Source organism: Streptomyces sp. NPDC107559, from assembly GCF_055657365.1.
This window is the reverse complement of the sequence record NZ_JBVKBD010000001.1, coordinates 248,458-264,995: the sequence shown is the minus strand read 5'-3', so window position 1 is coordinate 264,995 and position 16,538 is coordinate 248,458. Positions and strand designations below refer to the sequence as shown.

At 74.2% G+C, this 16,538-nt stretch carries 13 protein-coding genes, 1 tRNA gene and 1 pseudogene; 10 read left to right on the top strand and 5 right to left on the bottom strand.

The genetic code is table 11. The features are described from left to right. Positions 1 to 40 precede the first annotated feature (40 nt). Positions 41 to 1,492: a hypothetical protein gene (locus ACZ7OY_RS01100; RefSeq protein WP_471909439.1), complete on the top strand. Its 1,452-nt coding sequence runs from the start codon at positions 41 to 43 to the stop codon at positions 1,490 to 1,492. 63 nt (positions 1,493 to 1,555) lie between these two features. Here ACZ7OY_RS01100 and ACZ7OY_RS01095 read toward each other — a convergent pair whose 3' ends face one another. Beyond that, positions 1,556 to 2,155, bottom strand: coding sequence for a histidine phosphatase family protein (locus ACZ7OY_RS01095; RefSeq protein ID WP_471909438.1), 600 nt, complete (start codon positions 2,153 to 2,155; stop codon positions 1,556 to 1,558). Positions 2,156 to 2,345: 190 nt separating this feature from the next. Here ACZ7OY_RS01095 and ACZ7OY_RS01090 point away from each other — a divergent pair, with 190 nt between their 5' ends. From ACZ7OY_RS01090 to ACZ7OY_RS01060, 7 genes are all read left to right on the top strand, one after another. Beyond that, entirely contained in the window at positions 2,346 to 3,311 is a 966-nt protein-coding gene (locus ACZ7OY_RS01090; RefSeq protein ID WP_471909437.1) for a phosphatase PAP2 family protein, read from the top strand. Next, entirely contained in the window at positions 3,262 to 4,518 is a 1,257-nt protein-coding gene (locus ACZ7OY_RS01085; protein WP_471909436.1) for a hypothetical protein, read from the top strand. Before ACZ7OY_RS01090 ends, ACZ7OY_RS01085 begins: the two co-directional genes overlap by 50 nt. Next, positions 4,509 to 6,104: a hypothetical protein gene (locus ACZ7OY_RS01080; RefSeq protein ID WP_471909435.1), complete on the top strand. Its 1,596-nt coding sequence runs from the start codon at positions 4,509 to 4,511 to the stop codon at positions 6,102 to 6,104. Before ACZ7OY_RS01085 ends, ACZ7OY_RS01080 begins: the two co-directional genes overlap by 10 nt. Next, positions 6,104 to 7,441: a DEAD/DEAH box helicase family protein gene (locus tag ACZ7OY_RS01075; protein ID WP_471910341.1), complete on the top strand. Its 1,338-nt coding sequence runs from the start codon at positions 6,104 to 6,106 to the stop codon at positions 7,439 to 7,441. The genes ACZ7OY_RS01080 and ACZ7OY_RS01075 overlap by 1 nt, the downstream gene beginning before the upstream one ends. 566 nt (positions 7,442 to 8,007) lie before the next feature. Further along, positions 8,008 to 8,376 (top strand): hypothetical protein, encoded by a 369-nt coding sequence (locus ACZ7OY_RS01070; RefSeq protein WP_385528033.1) that lies wholly within the window; start codon positions 8,008 to 8,010, stop codon positions 8,374 to 8,376. Positions 8,377 to 8,507: 131 nt separating this feature from the next. Further along, positions 8,508 to 9,185, top strand: a complete 678-nt coding sequence (locus ACZ7OY_RS01065; protein WP_471909434.1) for a bifunctional DNA primase/polymerase — start codon at positions 8,508 to 8,510, stop codon at positions 9,183 to 9,185. Next, positions 9,176 to 9,249, top strand: a tRNA-Lys gene (locus tag ACZ7OY_RS01060). The genes ACZ7OY_RS01065 and ACZ7OY_RS01060 overlap by 10 nt, the downstream gene beginning before the upstream one ends. 117 nt (positions 9,250 to 9,366) lie before the next feature. Here the strand turns inward: ACZ7OY_RS01060 and ACZ7OY_RS01055 are convergent. Continuing rightward, on the bottom strand, positions 9,367 to 10,587 hold the full coding sequence (locus tag ACZ7OY_RS01055; RefSeq protein ID WP_471910340.1) for a M6 family metalloprotease domain-containing protein: 1,221 nt from the start codon (positions 10,585 to 10,587) through the stop codon (positions 9,367 to 9,369). A gap of 424 nt (positions 10,588 to 11,011) precedes the next feature. Between ACZ7OY_RS01055 and ACZ7OY_RS01050 the strand changes: the two genes are divergently transcribed. Next, positions 11,012 to 12,832, top strand: coding sequence for a putative bifunctional diguanylate cyclase/phosphodiesterase (locus ACZ7OY_RS01050; protein WP_471909433.1), 1,821 nt, complete (start codon positions 11,012 to 11,014; stop codon positions 12,830 to 12,832). On the opposite strand, the gene ACZ7OY_RS01045 is transcribed toward ACZ7OY_RS01050, so the two are convergent. The 3 genes and pseudogenes from ACZ7OY_RS01045 to ACZ7OY_RS01035 all read right to left on the bottom strand — a co-directional run. Continuing rightward, on the bottom strand, positions 12,811 to 13,950 hold the full coding sequence (locus ACZ7OY_RS01045) for an LLM class flavin-dependent oxidoreductase (protein ID WP_471909432.1): 1,140 nt from the start codon (positions 13,948 to 13,950) through the stop codon (positions 12,811 to 12,813). The genes ACZ7OY_RS01050 and ACZ7OY_RS01045 overlap by 22 nt on opposite strands. A 300-nt stretch (positions 13,951 to 14,250) precedes the next feature. Continuing rightward, a complete protein-coding gene (locus tag ACZ7OY_RS01040) occupies positions 14,251 to 14,988 on the bottom strand; it encodes a maleate cis-trans isomerase family protein (protein ID WP_471909431.1) in 738 nt (245 codons plus the stop codon). Continuing rightward, a pseudogene (locus ACZ7OY_RS01035) lies at positions 14,985 to 15,137 on the bottom strand (maleate cis-trans isomerase family protein); the annotation flags it as partial. The pseudogene ACZ7OY_RS01035 and the gene ACZ7OY_RS01040, both read right to left, overlap by 4 nt. Positions 15,138 to 15,487: 350 nt before the next feature. Between ACZ7OY_RS01035 and ACZ7OY_RS01030 the strand changes: the two are divergent. Next, complete coding sequence (locus tag ACZ7OY_RS01030) at positions 15,488 to 16,435, top strand: D-2-hydroxyacid dehydrogenase (protein WP_471909430.1); 948 nt, start codon at positions 15,488 to 15,490, stop codon at positions 16,433 to 16,435. The last annotated feature ends 103 nt before the right edge of the window (positions 16,436 to 16,538 follow it).

Below are 16,538 nucleotides of genomic sequence, written 5' to 3'. Positions count from 1 at the left end.
ATCCGGCATGGTTCGACGGTTCGCACGAGAGGACCCGGCCATGACGTCGTCAATGGTGACCTCGTCCCAGCCCAACCGGCCCGCGCGGCCCAATCTCGCCTTCCGGCGGATACGCGGACACCGTTCACCGGGCGAGTTCGCCGCGCTGGTGCGGCGGGCCGCTCGCGAGATCGGCGAGCAGGTCAGCTGTGACGCCCGCTACATCGGCCGGGTGGAGGCGGGCGAGATCCGCTGCCCCAACTACGCGTACGAACGGGTGTTCCTGCACATGTTCCCCGGCCGCACGCTCACCGACCTCGGCTTCGTTCCCCGTTCGGCCGTCCGCGGACGGTCGGCGCGGGCTGACGGGGAGGCGCCCCCGGCTCACTTCATGAGCCCGGCGTACACCACCGGTGAGACGCACGAGGCGTACGAGCCGTATGAAACGCAGGACCCGCAGGACCCGTACGAAACGCACCACGACCACGAGGAGAGCGACGTGCTGCGTCGCGCATTCATGACCCGCGGGGGCGCCACCGTGGCGGCCGCCTCACTGGCCCCCCTGGGGCTCCCGCACGACGCAGTGGCGGCGGACCGTCCGTCCCGGCGTCCCGGCGTCCGCGAGGCGAGCGCCCTGGAAGAGGCGGTCCGCCGCATCCGGCTGCTCGACGACCGGCACGGCGCCGACGGTCTCTACCGGCGCGCGGCGGCCCCGCTGCGCACCGCGTACGCGCTGCTGGACGCCGGCGCGACCCGGCAGGCGACCGTCGACCGGCTCCACTCGGGCGCCGGTGAACTGGCCATCTCCGTGGGCTGGCTGGCCCACGACTCGGGCAGATACGACGACGCCCGCTCGCACTACGCGGAGGCGCTCGCCACCGCCCGGGTGACCGACGACCCGGCGCTGGAGGCGCACGCCTTCTGCAACACGGCCTTCCTCGCCCGCGACTCGGGCCGCCCCCGGGAGGCGGTACGGGCCGCACAGGCCGCCCAGCGGGTGGCCCGCCCGCTGGGCTCGGCCCGGCTGATGTCGCTGCTCGCGCTGCGTGAGGCGGGCGGCTGGGCGGGTCTCGCCGACCGCACCGGCTGCGAGCAGGCCCTGGTGCGGGCCCAGGCCCTCTACGAGCGGGGCCCCTGCGACGCCGACCCCGAATGGATGAGTTTCTACGGGGAGGCGGAGCTGGAGGGCCTGGAGGCCCAGTGCTGGTCCACGCTGGGCGACTGGGAGCGGGCGGCCCGGCACGCCCGGCAGGCGGCCCGGCTCCAGGACCCGCACTTCACCCGGAACATCGCCCTGTACACGGCCGAGCTCGCCGACGACCTCGCCCGCGGCGGCCGCCCCGACGAGGCGGCCACGGCCGGGATGCGCGTGCTGGACCTGCTGGACGAGGTCCAGTCCTCGCGCATCCAGACGATGCTGGCGGGCACCGCGCGGGTGCTGCTGCCGCACCGGCGGGCCTCTGGGGTCTCGGCCTTCCTGGAACGCCACGCCGGCCGCCCCCGCACACCGTGAGCGCCCTGCACGCCGTGAGCGCGCCGTGAGCGCCCCGCAGGCCGTGAGCGCCCCGCACCGCGCTCAGGCGGCCGCCAGGTGCCCCAGGTCGTTCCAGCTCTCGATCGCGGGTTCCCCGTACGCCCAGCCGAGCGCGGACAGCGACGTCGGGTTCAGCCGGATCCGCGCCGCGAACGCGATCGGCAGTCCCAGCCAGCGGGCGCCGATCGACCGCAGGATGTGTCCGTGGGCGAAGACCAGCACGTCCCGGTCCTCCTCCCGCGCCCAGGAGACCACCTCGTCCGCGCGCGCGGTCACCTGCGCCAGGCTCTCGCCCTGCGGCACACCGTCACGCCAGATCAGCCAGCCCGGCCGCACGGCCTGGATCTCGGCCGGGGTCATACCCTCGTACGCGCCGTAGTCCCACTCCATGAGCGTGTCCCAGGTGCGCGCGCGGTCGCCGAAGCCGGCGAGGTCGCAGGTCTCACGCGCGCGCGCGAGGGGACTGGTGCGCACCTCGGCACCGGGCAGCCCGTCGAACGGCGCCCCGCGCAGCCGCTCGCCCAGCAGTTCGGCACCGCGCCGGCCCTCGTCGAGGAGGGGGACGTCGGTCCTGCCTGTGTGCTTGCCGGACAGCGACCACTGCGTCTGTCCGTGCCGGGCCAGCAGGATGCGCGGTGCCATGAGCGACCTTCCGGGAAGTCTTCGTTCCGATCTCCTCCATCATCGCTCACCACCGGTGGGGGCAACCCGAGGGGCGACCGCTGCGTCTTTGAGAGCCGGGGGCCCGGAGCCAGGTGCGTGTGAACGCCGTAAAGTGTCACGGCCGCGCCACCGGGCGCATCAGGGACGACGGAGGGGAAGGGCGAATCGGATGCCGCAGACGGAGGCACCTCGCATCGAGGCGGCCCCTCGGACCCGGCTGCGCTGGTGGACCGAGCTGCCGCTGATCCTGCTGGTGTACGCCTGTTACTCCGCGGGCCGGCTCCTGGCCAGGGGTGACATATCCGGCGCGATCGACCACGGCACGGCGATCCTGCGCATCGAGAAGTTCCTGCGCATCAACGCCGAGCACCCGCTCAACCGGCTGTTCACGCGTGAGGCGTGGCTCGGCGTGCCGGCCGACTTCTGGTACGCGTCGCTGCACTACCTGATCACGCCCGTGCTCCTGGTCTGGCTGTTCCGCTCCCGCACCGCGCTCTACCGGTCGGCCCGCACCTGGCTGATGACCTCGACCTTCCTGGGCCTGATCGGCTTCACCCTGCTGCCCACCTGCCCACCCCGGCTGCTGTCGCCCGACTACGGCTTCGTGGACACGATGGCCCAGTACAGCTCGTACGGCTGGTGGGGCGGCGAGGCGAGCGCGCCGCGCGGTCTGGGCGGCATGACCAACCAGTACGCCGCGATGCCGAGCCTGCACGTGGGCTGGGCGCTGTGGTGCGGGGTCATGCTCTGGCGCCACGGCGGCACCCGTACGGCGAAGGCGGCCGGGATCATCTACCCGCTGTTCACCACGATCGTGGTGATGGGCACCGCCAACCACTACTTCCTCGACGCGGTCGCGGGCGCGGCCGTGATGGGCGTCGGACTGCTGCTGACCCCGCTGGTGATGCGGTTCGCGGACCGGATCCGCACGGCCCTGGCGACCCGGTGGGGGACGCGGCTCCCGGCCGCCTCGGCAGCCTCTGCCGGCACAGACACCCCGATTGTCAGTGCCGGATGCCAGACTTCCCCGGGTGAGCGATTTCCACGGCAGCGCGACGCGCGGCTCGGGTCCGCAGCCGAGCCCGGTGCCTCCCCCACGGACGCCGGCGAGGGCACTCCGGCAGCGGCTCGCTGAGCTGCGCGGACCGGACGTAGCGGCCAAGGCGCTGGACGCGCGCGCCCTCGCGGCGCTCGCCGCCAACCCCGGATGCAGACGGCGCGCGCTCCTCGACGGCGCCGGTGTGGACAAGACGGCGCTGGCGGGCGCGCTCGGCTCGCCGTCGGTCTTCGGCCAGTCGCAGTTCGCCTTCACCCGCGGCAACGCCTTCGAGGCCCGGGTCAAGGCGGACGGCGGCGCGGAGCTGCTGCGGCTGGTGCACGAGAGACTGGACCGGACCACCCCGCCGCCGGAGCCGGGCCGGGTCCACGCCCCCGACCTGGCCGCCGTCGGGCCCGAGGGCCGCACCGCGCGGACGGCGCTGGCGCTGCGCGAGGCCACCGGGGCGCCGGGCGTCTGGACGCTGCTCGACCATCCGATGCTCGCGCTCGACGTGGCGGGCTCCCCGGCCTTCCTCGAACCGGACGCGGTGGTGGTGCACCCGGACGGCAGCTGGACGGTCGTGGAGATCAAGTCCTTCCCGATGCTGGACGGCTCGGCGGACCCGGCGAAGGTCGGCGCGGCCGCTCGGCAGGCCGCGGTGTACGTGCTGGCGCTGGAGGCGGTGGCCGCCCGGCTGGAGACGGTCCCGCGGGTGCGCGACCGGATCCTGCTGGTGTGCCCCAAGGACTTCTCCAACCTGCCCACCGCATCGGCCGTCGACGTGCGCAAACAGCGCGCGGTCACCGGTCGGCAGCTGGCCCGGCTCACCCGCCTCCAGGACATCGCCGACGCCGTCCCCGAGGGCGCCTGCTTCTCCCCCGAGCTGCCCGCCGAGGAACTCACGGCCGCCGTCGAGTCGGTTCCCGCGGCGTACGCCCCCGAGTGCCTGGCCGCCTGCGAGCTGGCCTTCCACTGCCGTGACCGCTCCCGCGCGGACGGCGCGGTGACCTCGCTGGGCCGCTCGGTGCGGGCCGACCTGGGCGGTCTGGCGACGGTCGAGGACGTCCTCGCGGCGGCCCGCGGCGAGGCCGGCGACCCGGCCGACCCGGCGGTGGCGGCACTGCGCCGGGCCCACCGGCTGCGTGCCGAGGCGCTCGGTACGGCCTTCGGACCGGCACTCGGCGAGGTGTCCGGTCGGACACTCGGCCAGGCATCCGGTCAGGCACTCGGCCAGACGTCCGATCACGTACTCGGTCAGGTGGTCGGCCAGGCATCCGGTCAGGAGGCGGCTCCTTGTCGCTGATCGCCACTCTCGCCCGGCTGGAGGCCGTCGCCACCGGACGCGCCCAGCCCACCGCGACCGTGCGGCACCGGCATCTGTCCGAGCGGCCGCTGGTCCTCGTACCGCTGGTCACCGCGGGCGAGGCCGGTGCCCCGCTCGGCGCGCTGGTCGGCACCGACCGGGACGCGCCGACCCTGCTCGTCGTGCCGCAGCCGCGCGACCGCGACCTGCGGTTCGTGTTCCTGGCCGAGCTGGCCGACGTGGTCCTTCCCTACGTCGACGGGTACGCGGACGCGGTCGAGGCCGCCGAGCGCAACGAGACCGACCCGGAGACCGGCAAGCGGGTCAAGGTCGAGGTCGAGCTGTGCGCGGACGCGCCCCAGCTGATCGTGCCGAGCCGGGCCGGCCTGGACTTCGTACGGCTGCTGGGGCGCTCCATGCGCTTTCGCCGCACCGCCGAACAGGATCCGGAGGCCCCGCATCCGGCGCCGCCGCGGGTGCCGCTGCTGGGGCGCTGGCTGACCCACTTCGGGGAGCGCTCCCGGGTGCCCGGCTCCGCGCTGCTGCTGGCCCTGACCGAGGTGCTGGGCCGGCACTGGGCGACCGGCCAGTCCAGCCTGGAGGACCAGCACCTGGGCGCGCTGCTGGCCTGGATCGACCCGCCGGAGGGCGTCCCGGGCTCCGAGGCCGCGCTGCGCGCCGAACTCGCCCGTGACGCGGACGGGCAGCTGCTGTGCCCGCCCGCGGGCCCGGCGACCGACCCGGCGTTCGACAACAGGCTGCTCGCGCCCGCGATCGAGCGCTACGACCGCGCGCGCACCGCCCTCGCCACCGCCGAGGACGGGCTGGAGGCGGACGACCGGCTCGGTGAGCTGACCGCCGCCGAGCGGGCGGTCCGCGCCCTGGTCGCCGACGCCACCCGGCCCACCTGGGACAAGGTGTGGGACGGCCTGGAGCTGCTGCGCGCGCTGCCGGAGGGGGCGCACGTCGAGGAGCGGTGGACGCGCGACCGCTGGTCGTTCACCGCCCATCGCGACCGGGTGCTGGCCGGGGAGCCCCCGCAGCCGCGCCGCGACGACGCGGTCACCGCGGCCGGCAAGCTCGCCGCCCGTGAGCGCGAACAGGCTCGTCTCGAGGCCCAGGAGGCCCTGGACGACCCGCTGGTGATGGCGGGCCGGCGGCTGGCCGGGGAGGCGTTCGCGGGTGAGGTCACGGATGTCGTCATGGCGTACAGCGAGGGCAAGCGGCCCAGCCCGCGGCCGCTGGTCACGGTGTGCACCGACGACCGCCCGTACCTGGGCGACCGGGTCAAGGTGCACCGCTCGCTGGGCGGGAAGCCGCAGACGGCCGAGTTCGTCGGGTACGAGGACGAGGGGCTGCTCGTGCTGCGGATCCTCGACCGGATGGGCCGCGGCAAGGAGCCCGAGGCCGGATCCGTGCCGGAGAAGGGCGACCTGATCTGCTTCACCCTGTTCGAGCACGACCAGCGCGGCGGCGCGAAGCTGCCCGACCCGGAGCACACGCCGTGGACGCACGGCGGGCCCCCCGGTGAGACCGCCGCCCTGCCGGAAGCCCCCGACCCCGTCACCGAGGAGGACGTCCTGTGATCACCGAGGCCGCCTTCGACCCCGGTGCCGCCGCCGCGCGGGCCACCGAGGCGATCCTGCGCGACACGGTGCAGGGCACCCATCGCGGGGTCGTCGTCGACTCCCCGCCGGGTGCCGGCAAGTCCACGCTCGTGGTCCGCGCCGCGCTGGAACTCGCCGACGCCGGCCATCCCCTGATGGTCGTCGCGCAGACCAACGCCCAGGTCGACGACCTGGTCTCCCGGCTCGCCGAGAAGAGCCCCGACCTGCCGGTCGGCCGGCTGCACAGCAGCGACGGCGACCCGTACGACAAGGCGCTGGACGCGTGGCCGCAGGTCCGCAAGTCGGCGAAGGCGGCCGACCTCGCCGGGCTGCCGGTGGTCGTCTCCACCGCCGCCAAGTGGGCCCACGTCAAGGTCGACGAACCGTGGCGGCACGCGATCGTCGACGAGGCCTACCAGATGCGCTCGGACGCGCTGCTCGCCGTGGCCGGACTGTTCGAGCGGGCGCTGTTCGTGGGCGACCCCGGGCAGCTGGACCCGTTCGCGCTCGTGGGCAGCGAGCAGTGGGCGGGCCTGTCGTACGACCCCTCGGCCTCCGCGGTGACCACCCTGCTGGCCCACAACCCCGAGCTGCCGCAGCACCGGCTGCCGGTGTCCTGGCGGCTGCCGGCCTCGGCGGCGCCCCTGGTCTCGGACGCCTTCTACCCGTTCACCCCGTTCCGCAGCGGCACGGACCACGGCGACCGGCGGCTGTCCTTCGCCGTCCCGTCGGACGGCTCGGGCCCGGACCGGGTGATCGACGAGGCCGCGCTGTCGGGCTGGGGCCTGCTCGAACTGCCCGCGCGGCACACCCCGCGCACCGATCCGGAGGCGGTGCGCGCGGTGGCCACGGTGGTCCGCCGGCTGCTGGACCGGGGCGGCGAGGCGGCCTCGGAGCGCTCCTCCGCGGCCGCTCCCCTCACCGCCGACCGGATCGCCGTCGGTACGGCGCACCGGGACCAGGCGGCGGCGGTGCGGGCCGCGCTGGCCGAGCTGGGGGTCGCGGACGTCACCGTGGACACGGCGAACCGGCTCCAGGGCCGGGAGTTCGACGTGACGGTGGTGCTCCACCCGCTCTCCGGCCGCCCCGACGCCACCGCCTTCCATCTGGAGACGGGTCGGCTGTGCGTCCTGGCCTCCCGCCACCGCCACGCCTGCATCGTGGTGTGCCGCGCCGGGGTGAGCGACCTCCTGGACGACTATCCGTCGACGGAACCGGTCCAGCTGGGAACCCTCGTGAAGTTCCCGGACGGCTGGGAGGCGAACCACGCCGTACTGGCCCGCCTGGCCGAACACCGGGTCACCTGGCGCCCCTGACCACCCCACCGGGCGCCCGGCAGACAACCAACACCGGACACCACCCCACCCCGCCGGACGGCGTCCGGCACGCCGCCGGAGGCGGCCGACGAGCACAGCCCCGGACGGCTGGGAGGCGAACCACGCCGTACTGGCCCGCCTGGCCGAACACCGGATCACCTGGCGCCCCTGACCACCCCACCGGGCGCCCGACAGACAACCAACACCGACACCGCCACCCGCCGGAGGCGGCCGACGAGCACAGCCCCGGACGGCTGGGAGGCGAACCACGCGGTCCTGGCCCGCCTGGCCGAACACCGGGTCACCTGGCGCCCCTGACCACCCCACCGGGCGCCCGGCAGACAACCAGCACCGGACACCTCGCCCGCCGGGACGCCCGTGGGACGGCGCTCCGGGGCGCGGCGGAGGCGCGGGAACAACGCGGGTGCAGAGAGGCTTGAGAGTGCGGGGTGCGGCGCCTTCGAGCGGTGTCGCCCGTCCCGGCATGCCCTTGCGCCCCCGGGAGAGAATGGAGGGTGGACCACCCGATGGGCGGTGCACCGGCAACCGTACGAGGAGGAGAAGACATGGCGGAGCCCACGCCGCGTCGCAACGAACCGCGGCTACGCCCCGCGCCCCTGCTCTTCGAGCCCGCGGAGGTGGCGGCCGACCCGGAGCACTTCTTCGACCTGGAGTCGATCGACGATCCGGCGGCGCTGCTGGCCCGCGCGACGGAGCTGGCGCTCGCGTTCAGCGCGGCCGCCGACCGGGCCGTGGAGTTCCAGGCCCTCGCCGCCGCCCAGCTGGCCGATCCTCGCCGCTTCGACCGGCTCACGGCGGCTGACATCGCCGAGCGGGCCGAGTGGACCGAGGACTACGCGAAGAAGATGGTCGAGTTCGGCCGGGACCTGATGCGCGGCGGCGTCGAGGGCCGGGAGCACGTCGACCCGGTCTGACCGGCGGCCGTACCCGCGGGCACCCCCACGGCATATGCCAGGCAGGCAAGATACTCGTCCCCACCCCCTCTTGTCCCGGTTTCCGACAACCCTCGGAAGCCGTCCGCTCACAGCCGGTAGATGTGGGCGACATGAGCAGCACACGGGAAGAGCCGGCCTCGGGCCGCGACCGCTGCGACGTCTCGGGGGTCACCGCGGACGGCGCCGACTGGCTGGCCTCCGCCGGGACGTATCCGCGCAGCACGCTCGCCTTCTGGCGCGAGCGGCCCCACGCGCCGGTCGTGCTGCCCTGCGGGGCGGTCTTCGACATCGTCAGCGCTCCCGCGATCTTCGGGCGCAGGATGCTCGACCGGCTCTGGGACGAGGGGCCGGGCTCCGGACCGGTGGCCGTCTTCCGCGGGCGGATGCTGCTGTTCGCGGCGCCCGGCACGGCCCAGCGGCTGCCCTCCCTGCTGGAGTGGGAGGAGTGGGGGGCCCACGGCCGCCGGGACGGCCGTACGCACTCCGTTCCGCCGCTGCTGTGCCACGGCGGCGGCGACGCGGTGACCGTACCGCCCCTCACCCCCACGACGCCCGCTCCGGCCGTCTCCGCCCCGGCCGCTCCGGCCGTCTCCGCTCCGGCCGCCCCGGGGGCGAGCCGGGCCGTCACCCGCTGGCTGGTCGCCCCGGACACCCGCCACCCCTGGCTGCCGGGCCCCGAGATCCTGTTCTGGGCGGCGGTACGGGCGGCTCGCGCGGCCGTACGGATTTCGATTTTTCCTCCCGCCGACCAGGATGCTAATGTCTACGACGTCAGCAGGCGCCGCTAGCTCAGTTGGTTAGAGCAGCTGACTCTTAATCAGCGGGTCCGGGGTTCGAGTCCCTGGCGGCGCACGTGATGAAGGTGATGGGGTCCGTGGTTTCCACGGGCCCCATCGTCGTATCCGGCCGCAGAACACGGCCTCAAGACACCGGTGCAGAACACCCCGCCTCGCGCCCCGCCGCCCCGCGTCACCGTCGCAGGGCGGCCCCCATGGCGATCTCCACCGTCCAGGCCCCGGAAGCCGTGCGTCCCTCCACCGTCACCCGTACGTGGTCGCCCGGCACCGTGAAACTCTCGCCCAGGCCCACCGGCGCGTCGGCGAGCGGCGGATAGACGGAGCTTCCCCAGCAGTCGTCGCCGCGCGGATGGGCGTCGATCACCTCGATGGGGCCCCGGCCCGACTCCGCGCCGCTGTGCACGCGGTAGACGAGGACCCCCGAGTTGCAGGCGGCCTTGTCGTTGCCGAGCGGGCCGCGCGCCTCGAAGGCGAGCGCGTTGTCGGCCCCGGTGCGCACCACCGCGAGCTTGGTGCCGCCCCCCAGGCCGAACGCGGGGGCCCCGGTGGCGCCGGGGACGGTGACGCCGGGGCCCGCGGCCAGGGGTTCGATGGTCAGCCGGGTCGGTCCGGCCCCGCGTACGCACACCACCTGGCGGGGATCCAGCCAGCCCAGTTTCCACTTGTGCCAGGCGAACAGATCCGGGGCGAGTCCGAACTGGCTGCCCATCAGGTCCCAGTCGCCGACGTAGGTGTCCCAGTCCCCCTTGCCGTCCACCGGCCGGTGGTAGAGGTCCGGCAGGTCGAACACATGGCCTGTCTCGTGCGCGAGCACCAGCCGGTCCGGAGGGTGCTTCTCGAAGACGGTCACCACCCGGCGCAGGTCCGTGCCGTCCGCCCGCAGCGGGGTGTCGAGGTTGACGACCTTCGTGGCGTCCGAGTCCACGCCCGGCGCGTCGGGGTCGGCGACGAAGTAGACGATGTCGTAGCGCGAGAAGTCGACCTGCGGGTCGGCGACGGCGAGCGCGTCCCGCAGATAGGAGGACCGGCTCGTGGTGTCCCAGTCGCGTCTTATCGCATACGTGGTGGACGGCTTCGGCATCCGGATCCAGTGCCGCAGCGGATGCGGGCGGAGCGTGAACCTGCCGTAGGAGGCGCGGGCGAAGAACTGGCTGGTGGCCGGAAAGTGGTCGGCGGTGAGCTGGGCGGGGGTGGTCCGCGGGACCGAGTCCGGGAAGGACAGGAAGATCATCACCGCGTCCAGCGGGCGGGTCGGCCGCGGATAGGAGCCGTTCCAGGTGTCCAGGCCCTCCGAGTGGTGGGCGCCGGTGCGCCGCAGCGCGCAGGGTTCGGCCGAGAACGGTTCGGCCACCGAGGTGCTGCCGAACAGCGAGGTCGCCGCGAGCGCCGACATCGTGGTGAACACGGCCGCGGCACTGCGCAGTCGGGTGCGCGGCGCCACACGGCCGAGGCTCCTGAGAGCCCCGCGCCCAAGTCCCTCGCGGAGCGGCTGACGCGGCAACGGGACCTCCGGATACGGTTCACGGTTCGACACCGCATCCAGCCTGCGTAACTTTGTTGTCCTATGTCCTGTTTATCTGACCCGGATGAGTGAGCAGCCCCGGATCTGGGTACAGACGACACCCCCGAAGTACTCACGGAACGTCACAAGCGATCCGCCGCTTGAAGAACCCGCCCAGGCGCGGGCAGAAACGATCTGTCAGAAAGGTCGCACCGTCAGGGACACTGGACAGTGGCTGGAAGGCCTTGGGACCACCCTCTATGATCGGCACACTTTGCTGCGCGGACAGAGATCGAGTGCACTGCGGGAGCGAGCGGTGAGCGGAACGTCCGAAGGGCCGACGCCCGCGGCAGACCTCGACCGGTCGGCCGTCACAGACAGTGATCTTGACGCGTCTCCTCGGAGCGTGTCCACGTACCGCTCCGTCTTCGCGACGGCGCCCCTGGCCATGGCCGTGGTCGACCCCGAGGGCATGGTCGTCGGCGCCAACGCCATGTTGGGCACCCTGCTCGGCAGCGACCCGACGACACTCGTCGGACGCTCCGCCGCCGACCTGGTGGACCTGCCCTCCGACACCCGCGCCTGGCACGCCTACCGCGAGGTGCTGCGCGGCCGGCAGGCGAAGCTGCGCTGCACCCGCCGGCTGAAGCATCCCGACGGCCGTGCGGTGTGGGTGCAGGTCACCGTCGCGCCGCTGGCGGGCGGCGAACCCGGAGTCCTGCTCTCCGTCGCCGACATCAGCGACCGCCGTGAACTCCAGGCCAGACTGCGGCACTTGCAGATGCACGACCCGGTGACCCGGCTGCCCAACCGCACCCTGTTCTTCGAGCGGCTGACGGCCGCCCTGGAGGCGGAGTCGTACGAGCGCAGCGGCACCGGGCGGATCGGCCTGTGCTACCTCGACGTGGACGGCTTCAAGGCGGTCAACGACACCCTCGGCCACCGCGTCGGCGACCGGCTGCTGGCCGCCGTGGCCGAACGGCTGACCCAGGTCGCCGAGCAGGCCGGGCTGGCCAGGGCGGGCACCCCGCTGGTGGCCCGGCTCGGCGGCGACGAGTTCGCGCTGCTCGTCGAGGACTCCACCGGCACCGACCAGCTCGCCGAACTCGCCGAGTCCGTACTGACGGCCCTGCAGGCCCCCTTCGAACTGGCGGGCCGGCGCCTGTCGTTGTCCGCCTCGATCGGCGTCGTGGAACGGCACGCGGCCGGGACCACCGCCACCGGCCTGATGCAGGCCGCCGACACCACGCTGTACTGGGCGAAGGCCGACGGCAAGTCCCGCTGGACGCTGTTCGACCCGGAGCGCAACGCCCACCGCATGACCCGGCAGGCCCTGGCCTCCGCACTGCGCCCCGCCATCGAGCGCGGCGAGTTCGTGCTGGAGTACCAGCCGCTGGTCGGCATGGAGGACGGCCGGCTGCACGGGGTCGAGGCCCTCGCGCGCTGGAACCACCCCCAGTTCGGCCTGCTGACGCCGAACCGGTTCATCGCGCTGGCCGAGGAGGACGGCTCGATCGTCCAGCTCGGCCGCTGGGCGCTGGCCACCTCCTGCCGACAGGCCCGCCGCTGGCAGCTCGACCACCCGGACGAGCCGCCGATCTTCGTCAGCGTCAACGTGGCCGTCCGCCAGGTCTGGGACTCCGATCTGGTCGCGGATGTGGCGTCGGTGCTGGCGGAGGCCGAACTCGCCCCGAGCCTGCTCCAGTTGGAGCTGACCGAATCGGCGGTGATGGGCTCCGCGGGCCGCCCGCTCCAAGCCCTCCAGGCCCTGAGCGACATGGGCGTACGGATCGCCATCGACGACTTCGGAACCGGCTACTCCAACCTCGCCTACCTCAGCCGGCTGCCCGTGTCGGTACTGAAACTGGACGGTTCCTTCGTCCGGGGCTTCCAGTACGACGAGACGGGCGAGCGCCCGAACCCGGCGGACGAGGTGGTCGTGGAGGCGATGATCCAGCTCGCCCACCGTCTGGGCCTGACGGTCACCGCCGAGTGCGTGGAGACCCTCACCCAGGCCGCCCGGCTGCGGCACATCGGCTGCGACACCGGACAGGGCTGGCTGTACTCCCGCCCGGTGCCGCCGGATCGTATCTCCGAACTGCTGGGGACGACGTCCTACGCGGTCGGCAACCCGTAGGCGTCCGCGATGAGTTCGTAGGAGCGCAGCCGCAGTTCGCCGCGGTGGGCGTGCGAGGTGAGCATCAACTCGTCGGCGCCGGTGCGCTTCTGGAGGCCGTCCAGGCCGGCGCGCACCTCGTCCGCCGTGCCGTGCACGATGTTGCCCGCCCAGGAGTCGACGAACTCCTGCTCCAGCGGGCTGAATTCATGGGCCTCCGCGTCCGCGGGGTCGGGGAAGAGACCGGGCCGGCCGGAGCGCAGCCGGATCATGTTCAGGGCGGTGGCCCGCACCTGCCTGCGGGCCTCCTGCTCGTCGTCGGCGGCGAGCGCGGAGACCCCGATGAGGGCGTAGGGCTCGTCGAGGACGGCGGACGGCCGGAACTGCTGCCGGTACACGTCGAGCGCCGGAACGGTGTTCTGCGCCGAGAAGTGGTGGGCGAAGGCGAACGGCAGGCCGAGCATGGCGGCCAGTCGGGCGCTGAAGCCGGACGAGCCCAGCAGCCAGACGGGCGGCCGGTGCGGGGACTGCACACCGCCGGGCGTGCTGCCCTGGACCGGGCCCGGGATGGCGTGGATACGGGCGTAGGGATGCCCGTCGGGGAAGTCGTCGTCCAGGAAGCGCAGCAGCTCCGCGAGCTGCTGCGGGAAGTCGTCGGCGCCCTCGTTCAGGGAGTCGGTGCGGCGCAGGGCGGCCGCGGTGGCCCCGTCCGTGCCGGGGGCTCGGCCGAGGCCGAGGTCGATCCGGCCGGGGGCCATCGCCTCCAGCGTGCCGAACTGCTCGGCGATCACCAGCGGGGCGTGGTTGGGCAGCATGACGCCGCCCGAACCGAGCCGGATGCGCTCGGTGTGGGCGGCGAGGTGGGCGAGGATCACCGCGGGCGACGAGGAGGCGACGCCCGGCATCGAGTGGTGCTCGGCGACCCAGTAGCGGTGGAAGCCGCGGGACTCCGCGAGCCGGGACAGCGCGACACTGGTGCGCAGGGCGTCGGTGGCGGTGCTGCCCGCGCCGACGGTGACCAGGTCCAGTACGGACAGGGGAACGGGCGCGCTGCCCCGGGCCTCGGCCCGGATGCCGTGCGCCTCGTCGCGGGTGCCGCGGGTGTCCTGTGCCTCGCCCGGGATCTCGTCTGCCGTCACGGTGGGTGCCTCCTGCTCTCGGCCTGCTTACGGCCCTGCGCTGTCCTCGGGCGAGCAACAGGAGACTGTCCCCGCTTATTCCCGGCCGCCCCCGGCCGTTCCGGGAGCCCGCCCGGGAAGCCCGCCCGGGAAGCCCGCTCGGGAAGCCCGCCCGGGGACCCGCTCGGGGATCCGCTCGGGGATCCGCCCGGGGACCCGCCCGGGGACCCGCCTGGGGACCCACTCGGGGATCCGCCCGGGTACCCGCCCGGGGATCCGCCCGAGGGGGCTCACCCCGGGAGCCCGCTCGGCCGGCCCGGCTCACACCTGTACGAGCGGCTCCCGCGCGAACAGCGATCCCAGCGCCGGAGCGTTCACGCGCCGGTCCGCCAGGCGCAGCGCCTCCCACACGGTGACCTGGGCGGCGGTGAGGACCGGCTTGCCGAGCTCCTCCTCCAGGGCGGGCAGGTGCGCGGCCGTGTGCAGGACGGTGTCCGGGAGCAGCAGCGCCTCGGCGGACGGGTCGTCGGCCGACCGGGCCAGCGCGAACAGCTCCGCCTCGCCCCAGGCGCTCACCTCGGCGGCGGTGACGACGTCCGCGCCCGCGCCGCGGACCGCGGCCACCTCCGCGCCCCCGGCCCGCAGGAAGTCCGCGAACAGTCCCGCCACGTCGTCCGGGTAGGTCGCCCCGACCGCGACCCGTCGCACCCCCACCTCGCGCAGCGCGTGCGCGAAGCCGAAGGAGGTCGAGGAGGCCGGTGTCCCGGCCGCCCGGGCGAGGGCGCGCACCTGGTCGCGGGCGCCCTCCCAGCCGAGGACGAAGCTGCCGGCCGTACAGGCCCACACCACCGCCTCGGCCCCGGACAGCCGCAGCTCCTCGACGGCCGGTGCGAGCAGCTGCGGTGTGCCCATCGCCCGCAGCGCCTCCACCCGGTGCACGTCCTCGCCGGTCTCCGTGTGGACCACGTCCAGCCGGATGTCGCTGCCCAGGAGCTGTTCGATGCGCGGGTAGTCGTCCTCGGCGGAGTGGCCCGGGTGGAGGAATCCGAGTGCGGTCATGTCCAGCCTTCCTGCTGTTCTTCCGGCAGTACGGGCCGCTCGCGCGCCGCGATGTCCGCCGGCGCCCGATACGGCCCCACGGCTCGGGTACCCCGCCTGCGCGGCGCCGCCCACATCGTTACCTGGTTGGCCGACAGGACCGGCACACGTCCGCACCGCCGTCCGGGGGACGGGGGACGGGGGACGGGGGACGGGGGACGCGCCGGCGGGGCCGAGCGCGCGCCGACGGCCCGACGCGGGCGGGACCGCCGGGAAGGGCTCCTGCCGCGGCACTGGCACGCCGGACAGGCCCCAGGGTCGGGGACCCCTTTCGGGCGCCTTGCTCACCGTACGGAAGGGCGCGGCAACGGACCGGGTACGCGCCCGTGTTGACGCAGGTGGGTTCGAGTGCGAGCGTGGTCAATCCGCTCCTGCCGGACGCCGGGCCGTGTTCGCAGGGCCCGTCCGCCCTGCGCCGCCTGGCACGCACGCCCTAGGCCACCGCGAAGAACGGCTGCCCATGACCGTCCCCACGCTCCTCGTCCTCGACGCCGACCCCCCGCCCCGCCTGGGCCGTCTCACCGGCCGGGTCCGGATCGTGCACGCCGACGCGGACACGGTCGCCGAGCGGCTGCCGGAAGCCGACGTGCTGCTCGTGTGGGACTTCGCCTCCACGGCGGTACGGGCCGCGTGGCCGGGCGAGGGGCCCCGGCCGCGCTGGGTGCACACGGCGAGCGCGGGGGTGGACCATCTGCTGTGCCCGGAGCTCGTGGCCTCGGACACCGTGGTGACGAACGCGCGCGGCATCTTCGAGCAGCCCATCGCCGAGTACGTCGCCGCCCTCGTCCTGGCGATGGCCAAGGACCTGCCGCGCACCCTGGAGCTGCAGGGCCGTCGCGAGTGGCGTCACCGGGAGGGGCAGCGGCTGGCCGGCACCCGTGCGTGCGTCGTCGGCTCGGGCCCCATCGGGCGGGCGATCGTACGCACGCTGAAGGCGCTCGGGGTGACGACCGCGCTGGTCGGCCGGGTGCCGCGCACCGGCATCCACGGCCCCCAGGACCTGGACCGGCTGCTCGCCCGCGCCGACTGGGTGATCGCGGCGGCACCGCTGACGGAGCAGACGCGCGGCATGTTCGACACCCGCCGCTTCGGGGTCATGCAGCCGTCGGCCCGGTTCGTGAACGTCGGGCGCGGGGAGCTGGTCGTGCAGGACGCGCTCGCCCAGGCGCTCGCCAAGCGCTGGATCGCGGGCGCCGCGCTGGACGTCTTCGAGGACGAACCCCTCACCCCGGACAGCCCGTTGTGGCAGGTGCCCGGACTGATCGTGTCCCCGCACATGAGCGGTGACACGGTCGGCTGGCGGGACGAGCTCGGCGCGCAGTTCGTCGAGCTGTACGAGCGCTGGGCGGTGGGCCGGAGCCTGCCGAACGTGGTCGACAAGCAGCGCGGGTACGTACCCGGGCGCTGAACCCGGCCCGGCGGGTGCGGGCCGCGCACCGGTCAGGGGCGCCTCGTTCGCGATCGGGACGGGTCCGTGTCGGCATAGGTCGCCGGGGCCCGGGTAGCAGCGC